The 14291-nt window shown below is 61.4% G+C and carries 21 protein-coding genes; 17 read left to right on the top strand and 4 right to left on the bottom strand.

The genetic code is table 11. The annotated features are described in order from the left end of the window. Positions 1 to 9: 9 nt before the first annotated feature. The 4 genes from HNR46_RS06350 to HNR46_RS21495 form a co-directional block, all read right to left on the bottom strand. Positions 10 to 396 carry a hypothetical protein gene (locus tag HNR46_RS06350; RefSeq protein ID WP_184016945.1) on the bottom strand — a complete coding sequence of 129 codons (387 nt, stop codon included), beginning with the start codon at positions 394 to 396 and terminating at the stop codon, positions 10 to 12. 67 nt (positions 397 to 463) lie between these two features. Next, positions 464 to 2227, bottom strand: a complete 1764-nt coding sequence (locus HNR46_RS06345; protein WP_184016943.1) for a hypothetical protein — start codon at positions 2225 to 2227, stop codon at positions 464 to 466. 47 nt (positions 2228 to 2274) lie between these two features. Next, positions 2275 to 3186: a ParB/Srx family N-terminal domain-containing protein gene (locus tag HNR46_RS06340; protein WP_184016941.1), complete on the bottom strand. Its 912-nt coding sequence runs from the start codon at positions 3184 to 3186 to the stop codon at positions 2275 to 2277. Between the two features lie 5 nt (positions 3187 to 3191). Continuing rightward, positions 3192 to 3386, bottom strand: coding sequence for a helix-turn-helix domain-containing protein (locus HNR46_RS21495; protein ID WP_184016939.1), 195 nt, complete (start codon positions 3384 to 3386; stop codon positions 3192 to 3194). A gap of 124 nt (positions 3387 to 3510) precedes the next feature. Between HNR46_RS21495 and HNR46_RS06330 the strand changes: the two genes are divergently transcribed. From HNR46_RS06330 to HNR46_RS06250, 17 genes are all read left to right on the top strand, one after another. Further along, positions 3511 to 3966, top strand: a complete 456-nt coding sequence (locus tag HNR46_RS06330; protein ID WP_221285045.1) for a helix-turn-helix domain-containing protein — start codon at positions 3511 to 3513, stop codon at positions 3964 to 3966. A 139-nt stretch (positions 3967 to 4105) separates the two neighbouring features. Continuing rightward, complete coding sequence (locus HNR46_RS06325; RefSeq protein ID WP_184016935.1) at positions 4106 to 4336, top strand: hypothetical protein; 231 nt, start codon at positions 4106 to 4108, stop codon at positions 4334 to 4336. Between the two features lie 61 nt (positions 4337 to 4397). Next, positions 4398 to 4748, top strand: coding sequence for a hypothetical protein (locus HNR46_RS06320; RefSeq protein WP_184016933.1), 351 nt, complete (start codon positions 4398 to 4400; stop codon positions 4746 to 4748). A gap of 22 nt (positions 4749 to 4770) precedes the next feature. Further along, positions 4771 to 5037 (top strand): hypothetical protein, encoded by a 267-nt coding sequence (locus tag HNR46_RS06315; protein WP_184016931.1) that lies wholly within the window; start codon positions 4771 to 4773, stop codon positions 5035 to 5037. Positions 5038 to 5078: 41 nt separating this feature from the next. Further along, positions 5079 to 5459 (top strand): hypothetical protein, encoded by a 381-nt coding sequence (locus HNR46_RS06310; protein ID WP_184016929.1) that lies wholly within the window; start codon positions 5079 to 5081, stop codon positions 5457 to 5459. 141 nt (positions 5460 to 5600) lie between these two features. Then, entirely contained in the window at positions 5601 to 6311 is a 711-nt protein-coding gene (locus HNR46_RS20610) for a TIGR02594 family protein (protein ID WP_221285044.1), read from the top strand. Continuing rightward, the gene (locus HNR46_RS06300; RefSeq protein WP_184016927.1) at positions 6308 to 6535 is read left to right on the top strand and encodes a hypothetical protein; all 228 of its coding nucleotides are present in this window, start codon (positions 6308 to 6310) and stop codon (positions 6533 to 6535) included. Before HNR46_RS20610 ends, HNR46_RS06300 begins: the two co-directional genes overlap by 4 nt. Before the next feature lie 6 nt (positions 6536 to 6541). Then, positions 6542 to 7225: a hypothetical protein gene (locus HNR46_RS06295; RefSeq protein WP_184016925.1), complete on the top strand. Its 684-nt coding sequence runs from the start codon at positions 6542 to 6544 to the stop codon at positions 7223 to 7225. Continuing rightward, entirely contained in the window at positions 7222 to 7599 is a 378-nt protein-coding gene (locus HNR46_RS06290) for a hypothetical protein (protein WP_184016923.1), read from the top strand. Before HNR46_RS06295 ends, HNR46_RS06290 begins: the two co-directional genes overlap by 4 nt. Then, positions 7589 to 7789 (top strand): hypothetical protein, encoded by a 201-nt coding sequence (locus HNR46_RS06285; protein WP_184016921.1) that lies wholly within the window; start codon positions 7589 to 7591, stop codon positions 7787 to 7789. The genes HNR46_RS06290 and HNR46_RS06285 overlap by 11 nt, the downstream gene beginning before the upstream one ends. 2 nt (positions 7790 to 7791) lie before the next feature. After that, positions 7792 to 8712, top strand: a complete 921-nt coding sequence (locus HNR46_RS06280; RefSeq protein ID WP_184016919.1) for a hypothetical protein — start codon at positions 7792 to 7794, stop codon at positions 8710 to 8712. Continuing rightward, positions 8709 to 8906 (top strand): hypothetical protein, encoded by a 198-nt coding sequence (locus HNR46_RS06275; RefSeq protein ID WP_184016917.1) that lies wholly within the window; start codon positions 8709 to 8711, stop codon positions 8904 to 8906. Before HNR46_RS06280 ends, HNR46_RS06275 begins: the two co-directional genes overlap by 4 nt. Then, positions 8906 to 9601 (top strand): hypothetical protein, encoded by a 696-nt coding sequence (locus HNR46_RS06270; protein WP_184016915.1) that lies wholly within the window; start codon positions 8906 to 8908, stop codon positions 9599 to 9601. The genes HNR46_RS06275 and HNR46_RS06270 overlap by 1 nt, the downstream gene beginning before the upstream one ends. After that, complete coding sequence (locus HNR46_RS06265; RefSeq protein ID WP_184016913.1) at positions 9598 to 10305, top strand: hypothetical protein; 708 nt, start codon at positions 9598 to 9600, stop codon at positions 10303 to 10305. Before HNR46_RS06270 ends, HNR46_RS06265 begins: the two co-directional genes overlap by 4 nt. Next, complete coding sequence (locus tag HNR46_RS06260) at positions 10302 to 11993, top strand: phage portal protein family protein (protein ID WP_184016910.1); 1692 nt, start codon at positions 10302 to 10304, stop codon at positions 11991 to 11993. The genes HNR46_RS06265 and HNR46_RS06260 overlap by 4 nt, the downstream gene beginning before the upstream one ends. Continuing rightward, the gene (locus HNR46_RS06255) at positions 11990 to 12316 is read left to right on the top strand and encodes a hypothetical protein (RefSeq protein WP_184016908.1); all 327 of its coding nucleotides are present in this window, start codon (positions 11990 to 11992) and stop codon (positions 12314 to 12316) included. Before HNR46_RS06260 ends, HNR46_RS06255 begins: the two co-directional genes overlap by 4 nt. Beyond that, positions 12313 to 14286, top strand: coding sequence for an SGNH/GDSL hydrolase family protein (locus HNR46_RS06250; protein WP_184016906.1), 1974 nt, complete (start codon positions 12313 to 12315; stop codon positions 14284 to 14286). Before HNR46_RS06255 ends, HNR46_RS06250 begins: the two co-directional genes overlap by 4 nt. Positions 14287 to 14291 lie beyond the last annotated feature (5 nt).

Genomic DNA, 14291 nt, shown 5'->3' with positions numbered 1-14291 from the left:
CGAACAGGCTCATGCCTCCACCCCCTTTTCCACGCCGAAGCGATGGGCCGTGCCGAGGAAGGGGTGAATTCCTTCCAGGCCCGGGCGGTGAATCCGCGCAGTGTAGGGCGAAGTTGGGTCAATGACGCAGAGCACTGTGCAGAGCGCCGCGCACATATTCCCCATGGTGAATCGCCAGCACTCATTCCCCGGCATGAGCACCTCCACGAGGTTTCCCTCCAAGGTGCCCTCAATGAGGATGGGGTCCGCCGGATCACTGACCCCCACGGGCAGTGGGGCAGGAGCACGGTGGGTGCGGGTGAAGGCAGCTGCTGCTGTCCGCAGGTCACAGGCAGCGACGGGCGCTGCCTCCGGTGGGGTGCGCCGGAAGGGTCCGGCTTCTTTGTTCAATCTCATGGGTGTCCTCCAGTTCGGTTGTTGGTTTCTGTGTGGTGATCCACGGCAAATGCCGTAGGAAAAGGGGCTAGATGGTGGAGAGGATGTCGTCCTGCATGCGCCGCAGCTGGGCCAGTCGGTCGCCGCGATCCGTAGAGGCCGCCGCCCTCTCCGCAGCAGATGAATCCCGCGACTCCGCTGGAGCGGCAGGTACCGCCGGTGCAGGATCTGGCAGCGTGGAGCCCAGGAAGGTGCGATCCCCTCCATTCGCCGCCATGGCCTCGCGGTGCTGCGGCCGTCCGGCAGCGGTGATGGCACGGAAGCTGGTAGCTACGGCTGCGCTGGCCTTCCGTCGGGCCGGGATGGCACCGCCCTGGTAGCGGCCTGAAAGATCAATCTGCGGTGCTCCCTGATACAGAGGAGCAGTGAGGATGGGATGCCCCATTCCCCAGCCGGAGCGATTCTTGGGCGAGCGATCCGCATTTGCCACAAAGGCTCCTAGATCTGGCCGTGCTGGGTCATAGGCGATCAGCACTTTATGCCCGTTCTCAAGGTGGAGATCCTCAATACCATTCACGACGAACGCCATGGGTGACCACCCGCCGCCGGGATTCACCTGAACCATGCCACGAGATACGACGCGCTGCTCCCGGTAGGGCAGGAGTCGCCATGCTTCAGCAGCAGGGAATGGGGTGGTGTGCCAGCCGAGGCGGGCCCGCAAATCATCTGGAGACACCCGCTCACCCAAGGCCTTTCGCTCCCGGGGGCCTCCATTCATCATGCTGGCCGCCGCATCATGCATAGCGCTGGATTCATCCGCGCTGAGGAAGCCCAGCTCCCGGGGGTCCCGGCCCGTGCGTTTCGCCTGGAGCCAGGCCTTTGTAGCGGTCTCAAACTCTCCCCGGAAGCGACCGACATCGCGGCCGGTGTGAGAGAGCCAACGCTGCAGAGGATTGAACGAACTTTCAATGAGCCCCTTCCCCTTACTCTTCCAGGTGTGCTGGATGTGCACCAGGGCATCGAGTGCGCCCCAGCGATCCGCCATGCCCTCCACCTCCAGCCCGTGGACGAAGGAGGACTCCCATGAACCGCGCTCCAGGCGCAGGAACAAGGGCAGCCCGTGGGCGCTGAAGAGACGACCAAGGAAGCGCACAATGTCCTCCCCGCGATACGCATCCCGCTCCCGCCCGATGTGATCAAAGCCGAGCCAGCCTGCCAGGGTGTAGTCAATGGCAGCCAGTACCTGACGGCCAAGATTCGTCTCCGCGGTCAGCGGGTCCGTCCAGTAGTAGGGCTGATTCGTGGAATAGTCATCCAGCTCCCAGAGCTGGCCGGGCAGCAGATCATGCGCCTCCCCATCTTCATCAAACCAGATCACTCCGCGTGGGGTCATCATCTCGACATTCTGTGTGGCCTTCTTCCCACGGAAGCGGGCCAGCTCCTCATCCGTGACATGGAAGGCCCGGCGCACGCTCGGGGGGAAATGGGGGCGGCTGCCGGAAACCAATGAGCGCTCCGAAATGCCTAACAATATCTCCCGCAGATCTGCGGGAACCCGCGCGTCATGGCAGGCGAAGTGCAGCGCCACTTCCATGGACTCCTTGCTGAGTCGGTGCCAGCGCAGGATATTCAGCGTGTCCTCATCCGCCTGGAAAGACGGGGGGCGACCCGATGGCCTACGCCGGGAAAATGCCTCATGCGCATCTCCATCCGCCTCCGCCAGCTTCGCCGCCCAGGTCTGGAAGGTGCTGGGGCTGCACTTCACCAAGGCACAAGCCGCGCGAAGCGACTGGCCCGACGCCATGGCAGCATGGACGGCGGAAACGGTGGCAGCTTTCTGAGCAGGAGTCATGGTGGCATTCAGCGCACCCGCCAGATGGCAAGTGCGGGGTGGATGGACTAGGAAAGGATGGCGTGGCGGACGGCTGGGGGCAGGGTATGGAGGACCTCCCGGAGGCCCTTGATCACATCCGCACGGCGATGCTCCTCAAGCTGGGGCCATGCCTTGGCGACATTCCCGAGCGTGACCAATGAGCTGGTGGCCAGATGGTTATAGTTTGGTTCCTTCTTCGGCCGGGCGGCGACCGCGCCCTCCCCTCCCTGAGTCTTCTCCCCCTTCACCCAGCCGCAGACCGCGCCGAGACCCGAGCCAGAAAAGACCGATGCCTCCGCCTCCCGCGCCAAGGCAGGGAAGCCATCTAGCTCGCGATACAATTCGCAGGCTTGCTCCATGATGCGGAGGGAAACGCCCACTCGTTTGGAGAGAGCTTCGGCAGTCATCGCGGAAGCTTCAACCGGTCCCGCACTCAGTGCGGGACCGGTCTTGAACTGTGTTGAGGCTTTCCTCTTGGCCCCACCCATGGCCACTTCCGGGCAGGTGAGCACCGACATGTATGCCAGTGAGCCCTTGGAGAAATGCCTCCGGGTGACTGCGGAGAGGATGATGTCTGCGGCCTCCTCTAGGCTGACGATCACGCAGGATGCGAATGCGATGCCCGTATCCAGCGACGCCTGCCAGCGGTGCCTACCATCCACGATCCAATGCGTGATGCGGCCTGGAAGGCTCTTCTTTTCCTTCTCTGGAATCGGGCAAATCTTGAGAGGTTCCCGGATTCCGTGCTCCCGGATGTCCTCACAAAAGGCAGCCCACTCCGTGCTCAGCTCCTCCGCCTTTTCGCGGTGGCCTGCCCGGTCTTTTCCCGATTCCTTGCCCAGGCGGGTCTCCCGTGCGGCCAAATCCGGCAGCATGGTGATCCGCTCCAACATGGGGTGGGGAATCAGCTCACCCATGAAATGTTCGCCATACTTCATCGCACTTAACGAGCAGTAGTTTCGCTTTTCGTGCGCGAAAGTTCGCAGAGCCTTTCGAGCAACCTTTGCGAACTCCGCTTTCCTCGGAGGACGAACGAAATATGAGCTTGGGTAACATTACAAGCCTCCGCAAGCGCACGTTGAGTCCATCCGGCGCTGCGAAGCCGTTTGCGTAATTCGCAAAGTTTCGCGTGGGTCATGTTCGCGATTTATCGCCGCTTACCCGTATCAGGCAATCAAAAAGTGCGATATTCGCAAAAATCAAGGCGCCAGCTTGACGGCAGGTGCAAAATATACGCGTATCCGCCCGCTGTTCCCACTGTCATGCTTACACATTTAAACGATGCCGAAATAGGCGCCGCTCTTAGGGAGTGGCGGAAAAGATCGAAGACCACTGCCCAGGCTCTGGCCCAAAGCGCGAAGATTTCGCAGGGCTATCTGTCCGATATAGAGAACGGAAGACGAAGGTTGACGCGAGGAACGCTGGAAAAGATCGCTGCATCTGAGGGAGTATCGCTAGACCGCATGATCACGTTACTGGAAGCTATAGCCGGAAATGGACTTCGAATTCAGAAGCCCAAAGAAGACCGATCTCAAAGGATTGGAAGACGTTCGTCCGGCAGTCCGCTCGAAGAAGTGGCAACGGATCTGATTGCGGCGATGAAGCCAGACGAGATTGCTAGGTTGCTGGCAGTGCTAGCGGAAGAAGGAGCGAGAGGCGATGGAAGGGCTTTTGATAAAGCCCAAGCCATTCTATCAGTGATGCGTTCTCATAGCTGAAATGAAAAAGACACATTTCAGGACCGGAAGGTCAAAACTGCGAGAGCCGTCCACTCACTCCTCCGTGCGGGAGAAGATTCGCAGGCAAAGCGCTTATGCTGGATTGCGAACTGGGCTTTTATGGTACGCTGCCATTGCCGTGATTATCTTGCTGGCTGCTGCAGCCGTTGGCTTGGTCACCATGAATTTGACCCTAGTGCTCTCGGGTCTAATTGGAGCAGCGGGACATGCCGCTTGTTACTCGTTGGCGATGGCCTTCTTAGACATGGCAGACGCCGCCCTTCTCTCGCGGAAAGATGAAGCCGCGAGGATCGCGCGGGAAGCGATGCAAGAGGCGCGCCAGAGAGAAGACGCGCTGGACCTGCTCTGAAGTTGGTCAAAACAGTCCAATAGGTCCGCTGGAATCCAAGGGGCGGTGCTAGGGTATATTTATGCCCGGCGCTGAGCCCCTTTTTTATTTCCTGCCCCTGCTCGCCGAGATCGGCGGAGCGCTGCCTGATCCCGAGTCCCCCCAAACCGTGGGCTGGCTGCTGCTGAGTCTGGCTGCCGTGGTGGCGACAGGTGACCGGATCATGAGCGGGATGCTGAACTGGCGGAAGCTCAAAGGGGCCGACGCTGCCGAGCATTCCCAATACGTCACCAAGCCGGAGCACCATGCTCTGAAGGAGGATGTGTCCAATCTAGATGGGCGAGTGACCTCGATCGAGCGGACGCTCACCTCCGAGATGCAGGCGATCCACCGCGCGCTGGGCCGCATCGAAGGGAAGCTGGGAACCAAGTAAGTAATACAACCCTAGGAGGACCATGCCGACTACCGAAAGCCAACTGCGCCGGGAGGAATGCCGCCATGCGGTGCGCGGGCATCTCTATGCCCGGCAGGCGATCTCCCAATCCGCCACCACGATCCGCCGTGGGCTGGCGAGGGAATATGACTTCACCCTCTCCGAGGTGGAGGCCGCTGCCGAATTTCTGACCGGGCTGGAGCAGCTGAGCGTGACCCCCGATGCGCTGGGCGGCAGCCGCTACTACCGGATCACCGCCATCGGCATCCTGGCCGAGGAGCGTGGGTGAACTCTCTCCGCAATCCATCAACCTGCAACCCCGCAACTGATATGGCTAACGATACTGAAACTCCCATCGGAATCATCCCTGCGCCGGTGACGGCCACCCCGGGAATCAAGACCACCGAATTCTGGCTGGTGCTGGCGCTGAACCTCATCGCCGTGGCGCTGGCCGCGCTGGATGCCGTGGATGCCAAGTGGGCGCTGGGCGTGAGCGCCGTGCTCAATACCATCTACGGCATGGGCCGTAGCTGGGTGAAAGCTGCCGTGGCAAAGTCCAACGGAGTGCCCTTCCTCCTGCTGATGGCGGTGGCCTGCCTGGCGCTGGCCAGCTGCACGATCACGCTGGACCCATCCGGCAACTGGTCTGCCCAGCCGGACCCGGCCTCCGTGACCATCATCGCGGAGAAGGCGATCGAGGCCACCAAGTAGCGAACCCCTTCCGGCCATGGGGCAGCCGTCCTGTGGTCGCAGGCTGGCCGGTGGGCGGTGCGGACTGTCCTCCCCGCTCCGCTCATCGGCCAAGCCTGTCTCCCAACCTGACCTTACAGGAGGACAAATTCCCTGAACCCGATGACCATCTCCACCTACCGCGATCTGCAAACGTATCTGGGTATCACCGCCGATAACGTACCTCGGATGCAAACGGTGATCGCGACGGCGGCCGCGCTGCAACTCCCCCTGCCGGTGACTTCCTCGCTCTCCCGAGCCTGGAAGGCGGTGCAACGGTATGTGGAGGTGACGGTGGACGGGGAGCCGGGACCCGAGACACTCGGGGGCATCATCCGCGAACTGGTGAGAATGGGCAAGCTGCCCACGCTGGACCCCTATGGAATGGCCCGCACCTATCTGGGATGCCGAGAAATTCCCGGCAGCCGGGACAATCCGCTGATCGTCGCCTGGCACCGGCGCATCGCCACCTGGATCTCCGATGATGAGACGGCGTGGTGCAGTGCCTTCGCCAACGCGATGTGCCAGGACTGCGAATACGAGCGCAGCGGAAAGCTCAATGCCCGCTCATGGCTGGAGGTGGGGCAGTCCGTGGAGCTGGCCCAGGCCAAGCCGGGTGATGTGGTGGTGCTGTGGCGCGGGTCCCGCAGCGGCTGGGAGGGTCATGTGGCCTTCTTCGAACACTACAACGCCAATCGCGATCTGATCTACATGCTGGGTGGCAACCAGAACAATGAGGTGAACGTGACCGGATACGCCACCAACCGCCTGCTCTCCATCCGCCGCATCCGCCCGCTGAGCCGGGCCGAAGGCAAAAGTTCCAAGATCCTATGACCGCCTACAAGATCAACGACGGGGATGTCTATGCCGCCCACTCGATGGAAGAAGCTATCACGCTGTGGGAAGCTGCCACGGGTGCGAAATGGAACGAAGACGACACCATCACCAGTATGCGCCACGATGAGGAGATCTACTCGGCCCGCACTGATGATCTGATGACGATCGGCGAAATTCTCAAAACAGAGCAGCAGCCCGCCTACCTAGGCCACCGGCTCTGAACACCCATGGCCCGCACTCACAACGGAAAGATCGGCCGCCTCCCGCACGCGCTGCGGCGGGAGGTAAATCAACGGCTGCTCGACGGGCAAACCTCCACCGAGATCCTGGGATGGCTGAATGCCGAATCCGAAGCGGTGCGGGTGTGGGAAGCCCACTTCGAAGGGATGCCCGCGAGCGCGGAGAATCTCTCCAACTGGAGGACGGGTGGATACCGGAAATGGCTGCGCCAGCAGGAGCAGATCGAGGCACAGAAAGAACTCTCCGACTACTGCCGCCAGATCGCCAGCGCCGGAGGCCATGTCTCCGAAGGGTTGGCCGCGCGAATCGGCGGCGAGCTGATGGAGGCCATCGAAACCGCGATGGAGGTGGCGGTGGACATGGGCGAAGGGGAAGCGGAAGCGGAGGCGATCGATCCCGTGAAGCGCCTGACTGCCCTGACCGGTGCGATCGCCTCGCTCCGGCAGGCGGACATCGCCGCCGATCGGGTGAAGTTGGACAAACAGAAGACGACGCTGAAGGCGCAGGCGCAGAAGCTGGATCGTGAAAAGTTCGAACGCCAGACGGTGGAGAAATTCGTGGAGTGGGCCAAGAGTCCGGCCGCGCAATCGATCCTGGAAAGCGGCAAGCCGCGCCATGTGCAGATGGATGCTCTGCGCCAACTGATGTTTGGCAAGGAGGTAGCCGCATGAAGGAGCTGGTGCTGTTCCTCCTCCACGGTCTGTCAGCCATGGCTGTCGGGGTAATAGTGGGCTGGCACTACCATGAGCGCTGCGCCGCCCGCCGCCGGAAGATGGAGGCCGAGAAGAAAGCGCAGAAGCTGGACCAGCTGAAGCACCGCCACCTGGTAGCGGGCATGCACTTGGGAGCCACAGCGTGGGGGCAGTATGTCTCCGACCTCACCGGGACTGACACCTACGGCTTCGCCATGGACTGCGAGCACTGCAGCGCGACCACGAGCCTGCTGATCCACAAACGCCAGGAATACTGGAGGTGCCGGAAATGCGGACGCCGTCAGCCGACCCCGAACCCTCAACCTGAAGAAGCTCATGGTCATGCCCCTTGAAAATCCACCGAATCCACCGAGCAGCAAAGCCCTCAACCTCGAGCTGTGCGGAGGCATCACCGAGCATGCTGCCCGCTTCCTCTCCGAGCTGATCCGGGAAAAGGCGATCGAAACCAAGTATCTGGCCGAAGCTGCGGATCTCTCCATTGACCTCGCCCTCACCTCCAAGCTCCTGCAATCCGACCGCTGAACATGGCTCAACCGCTGATCCAATTTCGCTCCGCGCAAGAAGAGATCTTCCTCAACCGGGAAGTGGGCATGGCCGCGCTGGTGTGGCGGCGGCAGTATGGAAAATCCTTCACGCTCGGCTCAATCGGCCTCGACTGGATGATGGAGCGGATCTGTGACGTGATCTTCGCCTCCGCAGCACTACGGCTGGGCCAGGAGAACATCCGCAAGGAAGCCGACATCTGGCGTGGGGTAACTGACAAGCTGCGCCAGGCCGCCAATGGCACGGGCCAATTCCGCCTGACAACGAATGCGGATGATGACCACGGACAGCTCTTGGATGTGGATGCGGTGGCCGACCTCTTCGAGCACCAGAAGCTGGAAACCCGGCTCTGGCATAGTCGCACGAAATGCAGCCGCTCACTGGTGGTGGCACCGAATCCCGACACGGCGGTGGGGTGGACCGGCCACGTGATCCTTGACGAGGTGGGGCGCATGCCGGACTTCCAGAACGTCTTCGAGGCGATGGAGCCGATCGTCTCCTCAAACAAGGGATACCGGGTGCGCATGGCAACGACGCCCCCGCCCGATGATGCCCACTACTCCTATGAGCTGCTGGCACCCCCGCCGGATGCTGAGTTCACAGTGAACGCGCGTGGCAACTGGTACACGAGCCGCAGTGGCATCCTGGTCCACCGCTGTGATGCCTGGGACGGATACGCGGGAGGCGTGCCGCTATACGATCTGCAAACTCGCGAAGCCCTCACGCCCGAGGAAAGCCGAGAGCGCGCGGTGGATAAGCAGGCGTGGGACCGGAACTACGGCCTCGCCTTCATTCGTGGTGGGGTGTCCGCCGTGTCCCTCACCGCGCTATACCATGCGCAGGCCGCCGGGGTGAATGAGTGCACCGGTATCAAAATCACTGACTCCATGCAGGCCGCATGAAACGCAAGCTCCCCGGTTGCTCCGGTAAAGTGCGGCATCGATCGAAAGCCGGGGCGATCCAGCACCTGAAGAAACTCAATCACGCCCAAATGTCCGCCTACCCGTGCCGCCACTGCGGTGGGTGGCATATCGGCAAGCACCCCAAAAAGATTCAGCTGCGGCTGGATCAACTGATCGGCAAAGCCCACCCCTGATGAAATACCTGGTGATCAACATGACCTGCGATCGCCCTCGCCTGGAGCAATTCCTGCGCGAGTATTCCGGCGCGCCCTGGGAGCGGGTGCAGGGGATCGAGGCCAATCCCGCATGGTGGTCCTATGCCGAAGCTCTAGGCTGGGCCGGAGATGCTCTGGAGTCCTGGGCGAAAGGCTCCATCCGTGGGCGGGTGCGCGCTCCCCTCTGGGGCACGATCGGCTGCGCAATCGCTCACCGGATCTGCCTGACGATCGCAGCGCATTCAGACGGCGCGGTCATCTTCCCGGATGATGCCGTGAACCCTCGCGGGCTGGAAATCACCCAAGTGGTCGAAAGTGCACTGGATCTGGCCCCGCCCGGCTGCGGCTGGATCAAGCTGAAGAATCATTTCCCCCGCTATACTGGCCGTTGGACGGGAGACGGCTTCCGCGAGCTGGAACCCATTTCCCGCCGGGAAGCGATCCGTGCCAATAACGGCAGCGCCGGGGTGATCGTGACGGCGAACGCCGCTGAAGAGATCCTCTCAAAGATGCCCAAACTCACCTCGAATCATGTGGACTACGATCTCCGCAGTATGTCCAGTAAGGTGAGCGGTGGATGCTGGGAGCTGTGCGGCACCGGCTTCAACGTGGCACGCGCCAGCCGCCGTGTCTCCACCCGCCGCCAACTGGATCAAGCCGCCCTCCTGCCATGATCACCGTAGCTGATGCCATCCCTGATGCCTGGACCTCTCGCCTGTCTGGCGAGCAGGTTGGCCTGGGGCTGGACGTAGCGACCACCGAGAATGGCACCTCCAATCCCTCGAGCCTCACTGTTTCCCAAAGCCATGCCGGGCTATGGTATGCCCGACTGATTCTCTCATGGAAGACGGCGGATCCCGAAGTGACCCGCGCGGTGCTGGCTCTGGTGCTCAGCCAACTGAACGCCGTGGAGGTGCGGCCGCGGCGGCTGTGCATCGATGCCTCGAATGAAAAATTCTTCGCCACCCAACTGCGGCGGGAATTCTCCGGGCGGGTGCCAGTGGAGCTGGTGACTGGCCAGCAGAAGCTGACTCACCGAGGCATCGAGATGGATGCCAAGACGCTGCTCGGCAACCTTTTCTCAAGCCTGCTGGAAGATGGTCTGGGCGTGCTGCCTGCCGATGACTTCGTAGCCTATGACTACCGCCTGGTGAAACGGGAGGCCGGGGGCTTCGTGACAGAGACCGGCAAGAACGGGGAGCACGGTGACTGCTTTGACTCCGGGAAGCTCTCCCACTGGGCACTGACCAGCGGCAGCGGCGTGGTCCGCGCCGATCCTCTGCCCGTGGGAACCTTTGGCCATGATCCTGCCGATAGGCCCGGCATCAAAAACAAATGGCTGCGCCGCCGCGTGAGCCAGGAACGATTCCTCGCATGAACCTCCGATCCATCATTCAACGTCTGGTGCCACTGAAGAGCGTCCGCAAATGGCTGGACGTGCGGCAGGAGCCAGCACCCATCGCCAACGGGATGAGCGTGGATGCGCTGCACCACATCCTGGACGCGGCCGCCCACGGGGACCTGACCGACTACTTCTCGCTGGCACGTGACATCGTGGCCGGTCACTCCCACTGTTCATCAGAATTCGGCAAGCGGAAGCTGGCAGTGCTGGGCGATGAGATGCGGGTGGAGGCGTGCGATGATGAAAATCCTGCCGATGTGTCCGTGGCCAATGCGATCCGCGAGAACCTCGACGAACTCGACGAACTGCTAGATGCACAGCTGCACCTGCTGGATGCCACGCTGTATCCGGTAGCACTGCTAGAAAAGATCTACCGCCCCAGCACCAAGCCCGGCTGGCACTACGAGCTGGCAGAGCTGCGGCCTGTGCCTCACCGCCTGCTGGACTGGACCGATGGATACCTGCGGATCTGGGATGTGGACGCCCGCGGCAACCGCCTCTCCACGAAGCATGATGCCGATCCGATGCGCTATGTCATTGGGAGGCTCCATGTGCATGCAGGACTGCCCGATACTTGGGGCGGCCCCATGCGTGCGGTGGTCTTCTGGTGGCTCTTCTCGGTGATGGATCGTCACTGGTGGGCGCGCTTCCTCGATCGATTCGGATCGCCCTTCATGGTGGCGAAATATGATGACACGGATGACGCCGCCCGGGCCGTGCTCGGTCAGGCATTTCAGACTGCCAGCAAGGTCTTTGGTCTGGCTGTGCCGAAGCACGTGGAAATCGAGCTGGAGCAGGCGGCCACCGCTGGCGCCGGAGATGCCTTCGAGAAATTCCACGCCGTGGCGAATGCGGAACTGTCCAAGGTGATTGTGGGCCAAACGATGAGTTCGACGGCCCAGAACGTCGGGCTGGGAGGCGGGCAGGCAACCATCCAAGAGGCGGTGCGCCAGGACATTCGTCAGTTCGACGGCCGGCGGCTGGGGCATGTGATGCGAACGCAGATCTTTGACTCGCTTTGCCGCCTGAATGGCTGGCAGGGACGGTCGCCAACAGTGGCCTGGGGTGGAGAGTCTGCCGCCGAACTCTCAGCCATAGGTGCGGTGCTGCCCGCGCTGAAAGACGCGGGCGTGGAGCTCACCGACGACGGCATCGAAACGCTCTCGGGCCGGCTGGGGCTGGGCCTCCGCCGTGCCGCGGCGGTGGTGCAGCCGGGAAGCGAAGGCTTGCTGGGCCCTCCTCCGATCGATGACCAGGAGGATCAAGAGATCACAAGCTTCAATGAGCTCACCCTCGCACTGGAGAGACTTAACCGCGCCGGCGATCAGCAGCTCGTTGCCGAGACTCGAAAGAAGATTCAGGCGCGGCTGGCTGCGCTGTCTGCAGATGCAGTAGTGCCGGCTCTCACTCGCCGCTCCAATGCAGTGCGGGACGCCTGCGATGCCATCGCCGCAGGGCAAGCCGAAACGCTGGCCCTCGCCATGATCGACAGCCTCTCACCGGTGGCTGGGATTTTAAGGGATTCGGAATCACTCGAGGACTTCGAGGCGAAGTTGCGCCAGCGCTTCCCCGAACTCCCAAGCCGGAAGGCGGCCTCGATCGTGGAGGCCTGCCTGGTCTCAAACGCTGCCAACGCTACCCTCAACCTCCGCACCGCCTCATGATCTGGCAAACCATGAAATGGGGAGATCCACTTGAAATCGCCCTGCAGCTGAAAGATCCCGATGGAGAGATCATCCCGATGGATGAGACCTGGAGAGCGGTCATCGGATTCTCCCTCACCGGAGACACAAGTGATCCTGATTTCGAATTCCCGATGGTGATCGAAGACGGCATGGCCATGACCGACCTGGACACCCGGGAGGAACCCTTTGAGCCCGGCGTCCTCTACTACGACATCCGCTACACCGATCCAGAAGGGAAGGACCGCTGGACCGAGACGACCCGCCTCACCCTAGAACACCGACAAGCCAGCGCATCTGCATGAACATCCAGACTGAAATCATTCTTCGCGGTTCCCGGGGGCCACAAGGAGCGAAAGGCGAGAAGGGCGACAAAGGCGAGAAGGGTGACGATGGAGATACGTCAGCCTCTGAAGCATTGGCCACGGCATCCCTACTCTCCTCTGAAGATGCCGCCCGATCCGCGCAAGCTGCGAAAGATTCCTCCGACCGCTCCCGCCAGGCTGCGCTCGATGCAGCGGCCGCGGCTGGTGCCGATTACGATTTTTTTGTGGAGACCTACGCGGAGCTTCCGGTAGGGACGAACTCCACCGGGGCCGATCAAACCGGGTATGTGTGGGGAGATTCGGACAAAACGAAAGTCCTCCTCTATGTGCGCAAGGATGGATCGGCGGTGTGGTCTCCTACGACGAGCGACGTGAATGCCCGGCTGACGAATCAAGAGGTCAAAGTAGCCGAGCTGGAGGAGAACAAACCGGAGATCTGGGACAAGATCTCAGGGGTCGCCCGCGTGGATGTGGATGCCAACTATGTGCCATGGCGATACACCTACGACGATGGCTCGGTCTTCCAAGTATTGGCTGCTGGGTCGATCCCGCTGATTGGCGCTGATGGGATCGAGGAGGAGGCGATCGGACTGCCGCAAATGCATCCAGACCTGCGCAGTGCGTTCAGCGAATTGGACGACTACACGGGCATTGCCAAGATCTGGAAATCCGCCAATGGCGTGATATACGCCTATCTCGAGGACGACGGAACCTACCACACTACGCTCTATGGAGTGGAGGATGCGGCAAGCCTCGTGAGTGAGGTGGAAGCGGCGCGCGGCGAAACTGCATCCCTGAGTGCGAGGCTGGACCACGCCATCACCCCAGAGGGTCACCTGGACGCTGCTGAGTGGGGGCAATGGAACCTCCGCCAACTCCGGTTCAAGCGGACGCAGCTGGAAAAGGGCACGCCGGACACGCAGATTGCCATGGGCTTCTGTGGCGACTCCTACACCCAAAAATCGACACGATATATTCAGCGACTCACGCAAAAGCTCGCCGCAGTCTTTGGAGGGAAGTCGGCAGGATACGGATCATTCAGCTACTTCAATCTCGGCACATCGTGCAGCGGATGTGCGGATCCATCCCTGATGGGAATGACGCGCAGTGAAGGCTGGGCGCAGACCTACAACGCACCGGGTGCCGTCTATGGCCTCGCGGGTAATCACATGATCGGCCTCACTGTCGGGCTCACAGTTCAGGTAAATTTCTATCAGCGTCAGGATCAGGTGCGCATCCACTACCGCAAGCAACCTGGTGGGGGCTCCTTCAAATACTCGATCGACGGCGGGAGCTCATGGATCTCGGTCGATACTGACGACGTGAGCGGCTATGGATTGGTGATGATCGCACTGGACCGCGACCTCCACTCAAGCCTGAAGATCGAGACGGAATCCGTAGGCGATAATGGGGTGATCCTCGACGGGATTGATGCCTCACGTGATGAATCCGGTGTGATCGTCCACAAGCTCGGCCTGTCAGGCGGAAGGGCGGAGAACTTCGTGGAATACGTCAACGAAGAACACTTCGTGACTGGATTATCACTGCTTAATCTGGACGTCGTCGTCATTCTATTTGGCACCAATGAAATGTCTGGGAATCGTGATCCTGATCAGGTGGCTGCCTACTTCTCGACTCTGGCCGGACGATTCCGCGCCGCGGCTCCATTGTGTGACTTTCTCTTCGTTTGTTCGCCTGAGAATGGGATGGCAGGCAAGGAGTTTACGATGGCTCACTACCGGGCTGCGCACCGTAAGGCTGCGACGGAAATCGGAGGCGCTTTCCTCGACCTGATGAAAATCTTCGGGCCGTTTGCGAGCTACAAGTATCCTGCGAGCGAGACATCTCGGGGCCTTTTCGAAAACGAAGACCCCCAGATTCACCCCACCGATAACGGAGGTGGCCCCATCATTGCTGACTCCATCTATTCGATTCTGCTCAACCCCTAAACTGC

Origin of the sequence: Haloferula luteola, assembly GCF_014201715.1 — a bacterium.
Lineage (GTDB): Bacteria > Verrucomicrobiota > Verrucomicrobiia > Verrucomicrobiales > Akkermansiaceae > Haloferula > Haloferula luteola.
The sequence above is the reverse complement of the archived record's forward strand: the minus strand, read 5'-3'. Positions and strand labels throughout refer to the sequence as shown.